This window comes from Trebonia sp. (genome assembly GCF_049794275.1).
Taxonomy (GTDB): Bacteria; Actinomycetota; Actinomycetes; order Streptosporangiales; family Streptosporangiaceae; genus Trebonia.
In genome coordinates, this window is the sequence record NZ_JBARCR010000002.1 from 1 (window position 1) to 6,718 (window position 6,718).

At 68.6% G+C, this 6,718-nt stretch carries 9 protein-coding genes; 5 read left to right on the top strand and 4 right to left on the bottom strand.

Going from position 1 to position 6,718, the window contains the following annotated elements:
• Nucleotides 1-341, bottom strand: a 341-nt coding sequence (gene msrA / locus WA805_RS00020; RefSeq protein WP_425241337.1) for a peptide-methionine (S)-S-oxide reductase MsrA, incomplete at its 3' end; no start/stop codon positions are given.
• A gap of 176 nt (nucleotides 342-517) precedes the next feature.
• On the opposite strand from msrA, the gene WA805_RS00025 reads away from it, so the two are divergent.
• The 3 genes from WA805_RS00025 (at nucleotide 518) to WA805_RS00035 (ending at nucleotide 1,781) form a co-directional block, all read left to right on the top strand.
• Nucleotides 518-940 carry a hypothetical protein gene (locus WA805_RS00025; protein WP_422274843.1) on the top strand — a complete coding sequence of 141 codons (423 nt, stop codon included), beginning with the start codon at nucleotides 518-520 and terminating at the stop codon, nucleotides 938-940.
• Between the two features lie 176 nt (nucleotides 941-1,116).
• A complete protein-coding gene (locus WA805_RS00030) occupies nucleotides 1,117-1,500 on the top strand; it encodes a VOC family protein (protein ID WP_422274841.1) in 384 nt (127 codons plus the stop codon).
• Nucleotides 1,501-1,571: 71 nt separating this feature from the next.
• Nucleotides 1,572-1,781 (top strand): dodecin family protein, encoded by a 210-nt coding sequence (locus WA805_RS00035; RefSeq protein WP_422287048.1) that lies wholly within the window; start codon nucleotides 1,572-1,574, stop codon nucleotides 1,779-1,781.
• Nucleotides 1,782-1,979: 198 nt separating this feature from the next.
• Here WA805_RS00035 and WA805_RS00040 read toward each other — a convergent pair whose 3' ends face one another.
• The 3 genes from WA805_RS00040 to WA805_RS00050 all read right to left on the bottom strand — a co-directional run bounded on the left by WA805_RS00040 (nucleotide 1,980) and on the right by WA805_RS00050 (nucleotide 3,524).
• On the bottom strand, nucleotides 1,980-2,390 hold the full coding sequence (locus WA805_RS00040) for an alpha/beta fold hydrolase (RefSeq protein WP_422278769.1): 411 nt from the start codon (nucleotides 2,388-2,390) through the stop codon (nucleotides 1,980-1,982).
• Nucleotides 2,282-2,680, bottom strand: a complete 399-nt coding sequence (locus WA805_RS00045; RefSeq protein ID WP_422278763.1) for an alpha/beta fold hydrolase — start codon at nucleotides 2,678-2,680, stop codon at nucleotides 2,282-2,284. The genes WA805_RS00040 and WA805_RS00045 overlap by 109 nt, the downstream gene beginning before the upstream one ends.
• Before the next feature lie 397 nt (nucleotides 2,681-3,077).
• Nucleotides 3,078-3,524: a DUF805 domain-containing protein gene (locus WA805_RS00050; protein WP_422287046.1), complete on the bottom strand. Its 447-nt coding sequence runs from the start codon at nucleotides 3,522-3,524 to the stop codon at nucleotides 3,078-3,080.
• A gap of 879 nt (nucleotides 3,525-4,403) precedes the next feature.
• Here WA805_RS00050 and WA805_RS00055 point away from each other — a divergent pair.
• Nucleotides 4,404-5,687, top strand: coding sequence for an ATP-binding protein (locus WA805_RS00055; protein ID WP_425238843.1), 1,284 nt, complete (start codon nucleotides 4,404-4,406; stop codon nucleotides 5,685-5,687).
• Nucleotides 5,688-6,002: 315 nt separating this feature from the next.
• A partial coding sequence (locus tag WA805_RS00060) for a patatin-like phospholipase family protein (protein ID WP_425241338.1) occupies nucleotides 6,003-6,718 on the top strand: 716 nt, incomplete at its 3' end.

Sequence of the window (6,718 nt, forward strand, 5' to 3'; positions counted from 1 at the left end):
CCGAAGTCGAGGCCCTGGCGGTTGCGGGTGGTGGGGTTGTGGATCTGCCAGAATGTCTGGAGCAGCTGCGCGTAGCTGACCTGGGCCGGGTCGAACCACACCTCGACCGCCTCGGCGTGGCCGGTGCGGTGCCGGCATACCCGCTGGTAGGTGGGGTCCGCGACGTGGCCGCCGGTGTAGCCCGCAGCAGTCTGCAGCACCCCGTGGACCTGGCGGAAGGCCGCCTCCACACCCCAGAAGCATCCCGCGGCGAATGTGGCGCGCTCGGCCCCGTCCGGTCCGTGCCCCGCCAACGGCGGTGCCGGCGCCGGGTTGGCGTTGCGGTTCTTGAGCTTGATCACGTTATGGCCCCCTCGAGCTCCTGTGCCAACACGAAGCCCGCGCCAGGGATTCCTGGCGGACGGCACGAGCGGCGCCGCCCCGGCAGGTCAAAGCCGCGCACGGTAGCAGGCGGGAATCAGCTGGCCGCGACAAGCCTGGAGGCATAATCCGGCCAGGCATGGAAAGCAGACCGTGCATGGACGGTCAGAGCGAGAACCGCGGAGGATCGCAGCCCGGACCAGTCGTCGCGGGGCTGGCCCCGCCGGGCGAGCTGGAAACCGATGAGGTCCCCGATTCGCTGATCTCGGAGTTCGCGTCGCTGACCACGCCGTACTGCTGGGTCATCATCGAGGATGCGGTCGCCGGCTATGACGGGGCCGAGCCGTCCGCGGTCGGCAAGTCCGGGCCCGCCCAGGCAGTCGCCGAGGACGTTGCCGAGGCCCTGACCGCCGGACGGTTCTTCAGGCTGGTCGACGGTAAGGGCCGCGGACTTGCCATCGGGCGACTGTACGACCCAAGCGGCGAGAAGGAACTCGCGCCGCTGGAGGATTTCGGGTGCCAGAACCTGGGCGCGCTGAACATCGAGTTCCGCGCCGACGGCGGCTGGCAGGCTGCCTGACCGGCCTGCCGGCACCTGCCCGGCCAGTCACTGGGAGCTGTTGATTCCAGGTTGGCGGAGGCCAGCGGCGGGGCATACAAGCGCATATCCGGCTGGTCGCGTCGCGGCATCCACGCTCGCGGCGAAGGGCGGCGGCACGACCACGTGGCAAGACCCCGCGCCGTGAGGAAGTCTCAATGAGTGCCGAACTGAATCACACCATCGTCCGGGTCCGTGACAAGCGCGAATCGGCGCAGTTCCTGGCCGAGATCCTCGGCTTGGGCAACCCTGAGGCGTTCGGGCCGTTCCTGGCCGTACAGACCGGCAACGGCGTCTCCCTGGACTTCGCCGATGACCACGGGCCGGTCAGTCCGCAGCACTACGCGTTCCTCGTTTCTGAATCCGATTTCGACCAGATCTTCGGCCGGATCCGGGACCGTCGGCTGCCGTACTGGGCCGACCCCGGCAAGCGCCGGCCGGACGAGTTCAACACCAACGACGGCGGCCGGGGCGTGTACTGGGAGGACCCCAGCGGCCACGTCCTGGAGATCATCACTCGCCCGTACGGCAGCGGCACCTGAGCCCGGACCTTTTGTGGCAGGCTGGGCGCAGCAGCCCAGGGGCGGGCCGCACGTGGTCAAAGGAGAGCGTAATGAGCGTGTACAGGGTGACCGAGATCATCGGGACAAGCAGCACTTCATGGGAAGACGCGGCGGCCGAGGCGATCAGGACTGCCGCCGGGACGCTCCGTGATCTGCGGGTGGCCGAGGTCGTCAAGCTGGACATTCACCTGGACGAGGGCGGGGCGATCACCTATCGCACCAAGCTCCAGCTCTCATTCAAGTATGAAGCGAGCCGCTGATCCCAGATCAGCCGCTTCCCGTGCTGACGGGTTGAATGCGTTAGCTTTCGGGGCCAATCCTGCTGCGATGCCTGAATTGCCCTTACGCGCGCATCGTAACACCAGTAACACGTGCTCGATCTCAGCGCAGCCAGTGGCGGCCCGAATCGCGGAAGCTGCTCGCCCAGTCGTCATCGAGCGCGTGGTAACCGCGCGGGCTCAGATTCCTCTTGCGGCGGTGCGGATGACGTCGAGGACGAAGTCGGGGTGGGACAGCATGGGGACGTGGCTGCTGTCGATGTCGTAGGTCGTGGCACCCATCCGCTTGGCGGAGGCCCGATCCAGGTCCGGGTGGACGGTCTGGTCGTTGTTGCCCACGATGCACCAGGACGGCTTCGTCCGCCACGCGACGCCCGGGGCGTTGTGCAGGAACAGGTCGGCGGCCGGGGCGTAGTGGGTCGCATAGACCAGCTGCTGCTCTTCGGGCAGGTCGCCGCAGAAGCAGCCGATGCCCGACGGCTTCAGCCACACGCGCCCGTCGGCGACGTCGATCTGGAGAAGACCGGCGTCTTGGGGTACTTGTCCTGCTGGCCCTGGGAGGTCTCGGTCTCGTCGGGGCCCAGGGCGCAGATGTAGACCGGCCCGGCGACGCGGTCATCGGTGCCCGCGGCGGTGATGACGGTGCCGCCGTAGGAGTGGCCGACCAGGATGGCCGGGCTGTGGACCCGGCCCAGGGTGCGCAGCGTCGCGGCAACGTCTTCCACGTTCGAATCGAGGCCGTACTGCGCGGCCATCACCTCATACCCCTCCGCCTGCAGCGGCGGGATGACCTTGCTGAAGCATGAGCCGTCGGCCCAGATCCCGTGGCGTATGGGGAGGCATGACCGAGCACGAGCGCCGCCCACGGGCAACGAAAACATCCACCAGGACCTGACACTCCCGCGCTCGGCGGCGACGCGCAGAGCTCCGCCTGCGGCTAGCCACACCCGCATTAAAGCCATTAGCGACGACGTGGAGTAACCGGCAGGCATCCCGGCCCGGGCGAACTGGGAGCGCAAGGCGGTCCCAGCACAGAACACCCATTAACTGCAGCGGAAGGCCAGACCGAGGATTTCCAATCGCCAACCAGAACGGCGGGTACGCGCTCGCGCCTGAGACTGTCAGCCGCTTTCCGCGACGATTGTGTTTGTCCCTGATCATCGCCGATGACAGGCAACGGACAGTTGTCCGGGTCTGGTATGGAGATGGCCCGTTTCAAAAGCTCGCGCCGTCAACGCCGATGGCCCGGGCACCGGTTACGGCACCCGGTCACTGTCGCTATGCGTCGTACTTGTTCGGCCCAGGCGTCCCGGAAAGGCAGTAGAACACGATGAGCGTGATGGTGCCGATGAGCGGGATGAAGCCGATGAGCCACCAGAACCCGCTCTTGCCGGAGTCGTGCAGCCGCCGGACCGACAGGCTGACGGTCCCGATGGCGACGAGCGCATAGATGATGTACTGGATGGCGACGGCATGGGTCGCGGTCCCGATGATGCCGCCTATCAGGTCGATGATGATGGCGCCGATGAAGAACCACCAGAACGCGGATCGTGAGGCGCGGCCGTGGAAGGTGACGATGTTCTTGAAACCTTCGGAGATCGCCTCCCCGAAGCCGACGGGCCCGCCCTGCAGGTAGCCCCGCTGGCTGGGATCCCAGCCGCCTTGCGGCGGCTGCCCGTAACCGCCTGACGGGTCCTGCGGGTACGGCTGGTAGGCGCTGCTCATGAATATCCTCCGTATTTATCCCCCGGTTTTCAGGGCTTCCTGTTGGCCAACGCGGCCGCTTCGGGTCTGGGCTGCCCGGATTGCCCGATCCACCGGCCGTGTCGGTCATGCTCCAAGTGTGCGCGCTGGAACCTCGCGGGAGCTAGGGGCGCGGGCATCTCGCGTTTGCGCTAGCAAGCGTGTGTTGAGATCCCTTAACGCGCGTTCGCGGATGGCCCTGATAGGGGGCCGGATACTGGATGATGCCGGGACTCGTCGTGTGCCGAATGCGCGCGCAACCCAGGGAACCAGCGGCGTTCGCGCTGGTCACGGCCTTATGGGGAAGGGTCTGTGAAATCGTCGGCTCAGCATATGCCAGCACAATCGTTGCCCATCTCGAGATGCCTGGTTCCATTCCGTAGTGGGGACGCAGCACTCAGAACCCCCGCCAGTGCCAGAGCGCCGGAACAGCCGGTTCTGGATGTCCGCAACCAGTCGGATGGCCATCGTCCGTAGCACACCGAACGGCGGATCCGGATCGTCAGCCGGCATCAGCCTCAACCACTGAGCGCGGTCGGCTGGAGGGCTGGTCACCATGGGTCTGCCTGCCGGTTGGCAGGGCGGTTCACAGCCGGCTGTTAGCGGCGAAGCGAACGTGCGGGCGCTGTAACACGCGCATCGCGACCATTACCGCCGCAGTAACCGGTGGCAGGGGTGGGCTTTGCGGTTCCGCGGCGGGGTCCGCGGGTATGCAGGCGCCCGGTGGTCCGGGTTTTGATACGGGCGGCGCCTGCCGGCGGCGGCCGCGCGTGGCCCGTGAGGGAACATTGGCGGGCATGTTCCCGGGCTCGGGCCGGGTTACCGGGGGCGCGGCGCGGTTGCTGGTGGCACACTGATGCGATGGCGCCGTGGCGGGTTCGCGATTTCCATGCTGATGATCTTGATGCCGCCGTCCGGTTGTGGGACAACCCGGCGGCCAGCGGCGAGGCGCCGGCGTTCAGCCTGTCTGACCTGATCGCGGCCGTCCGGTCGCATGAGCCTGCGGTGGTCGCGATTGTCGGTGAGGAGCTGGTGGGGGTCGCGGTCGCGATGGTGGGCGGTGACCGGGCGCAGGTGATGCGGATCAGCCTGGCGGCGGCGTGGCGGCGCCGGGGGATCGGCAGCGCGATGCTGGGCGAGCTGGAGCGGCGGCTGGTGGCGGCCGGGGTGCACCGGATTCAGTGCCTGCTGGCGGGCGGGAGCGAGATCGGGGCGCTGGCGCTGGAGCACGCCGGGTACACCGCGCGTCAGGGGATGGTCTTGTATGAGCGGCTGGAGCCTGTCGATGCCGGCAGTGCCGGGGCGCTGGGCCGGCTCGGCGGCCGGATGGTGCGGGCCGGCGCCTGGGATGACCTCGGCGGCATGGCCGGGGAGAAGGAGCTGATCGAGCGGCGGGTCATCTTGCCGCTGGCGCAGCCGCAGCTGGCGGAGCGGCTGGGCCTGGTGCCGCCGCGGGCGGTTGTGTTGTTCGGGCCGCCGGGAACGGGCAAGACGAGCTTTGCCAGGGCCGCCGCGTCGCGGCTTGGCTGGCCGTTCGTGGAGCTGTTCCCGTCGCGGCTGGCCGGCGAGTCCCCGGCCGGCCTGGCCTCCGCGCTGCGCGAGGCGTTCGCGCTGGTCGCCGAGCTGGACAAGGTCGTGCTGTTCATCGATGAGGTGGAGGAGATCGCCGGGACGCGGCAGCCGCGCACTGTCTCTGTGGCGCAGGGGGTCACCAACGAGATGCTCAAGCTCATCCCGCCGTTCCGGGAGCAGGACGAGCGGCTGCTCATCTGCGCCACGAACTCGGTCCGCGCCCTAGACGGCGCGTTCTTGCGGCACGGCAGGTTCGACTACGTGATCCCGGTGGGACCGCCCGACCCGGCCGCGCGGGAGGCGATCTGGGACCGCTACCTGGCCGCGATCCCGCATGGCGAGCTGGACATGGCCGCGATCGTGGAGGAATCGCGGCTGTTCACCCCGGCCGACATCGAGTTCGCCGCGCGCAGGACCGCGCAGCTGGCCTTCGAGCGCGTCCTGTTCCAGCGCGGTGAGGAGCAGGTGACCACGGGCGACGTCCTGCGCGCCGTCGGCCAGACCCGCCGCACCCTGACCGCGGAGCTCGTGGCCGAATTCGAGCAGGACATCCAGGACTACGCCCGGGTGTGAACGGCGCTGGCACAGCCGGGTACCCCCGGCCCGGATCAGGGCCAAACGCAAGCCGTGTCCGACCGTGGCACCATGTCACGATGCCTACCGCACGCCCAACACCGTGCACCGGTGAAGAGGTGCTCCATACCGCCGAATACGCGCCGTGGGCATGGAAGCCGAAGGTGCGGATTGCGGCAAGCAGATCGGCCTGTTATGCACCTGCGTACGCGAGAAGAATGCAGCCCGCATCAATAGCAGCCGTGTGGCTGCCAGCCGTGATAAGCGCTAAAAGTTCTAGGTCCAGACGTTCGTTCTGCTGTATAGATGACTGCCATGGACAGCTGTGCGCTTGTTCTGGGCGGTGGCGGTGTCACCGGCATCGCCTGGGAGACGGGCTTGATCGCCGGGCTGGCCGGATTCGGCATCAACCTGGCAGCGGCCGACGTGATCATCGGGACATCAGCCGGCTCGGTGGTCGGCACGGACATAGCCTCCGGGCAGGAGCCCGAGGCGCTGTACCAGGCCCAGCTCGCGCCACCGGCTCCCGAGCCCGCCGCCCGGATCAGCTGGGACTTCATCGGCAGGCTGCTGTGGGCGGTGCATACCAGCCGGCACCCGAAGCAGGCCCGGGCGCGGATCGGCAGGTGGGCGCTGGCCGTGCCCACCATGCCAGAGGCCGACCGGCGGAAGGTCATCGAGGACCGGCTGCCTGCCAGCGTCTGGCCCTCCCGCGCGCTCAAGGTGACCGCGGTGGACGCGCGGACCGGGGAGTTCGCGGTGTTTGATTCCGCCGGGCGCGCCAGCCTGGTCGATGCGGTCGGCGCCAGCTGCGCGGTGCCCGGAGTGTGGCCGCCGGTCACCATCGGGGAACGCCGTTTCATGGACGGCGGCATGCGCACCATTGCCAACGCCGACCTGGCAGCCAGCTACGAGCGGGTGGTCATCATCGCGCCGGTGGCCGCGGGCATGGGGTTCATGGCCAGCCCGGGCCGGCAGGCGGCCGCGCTGACCGCAGCCGGAGCCCGCGTGGCGCTGGTCCGGCCGGATAG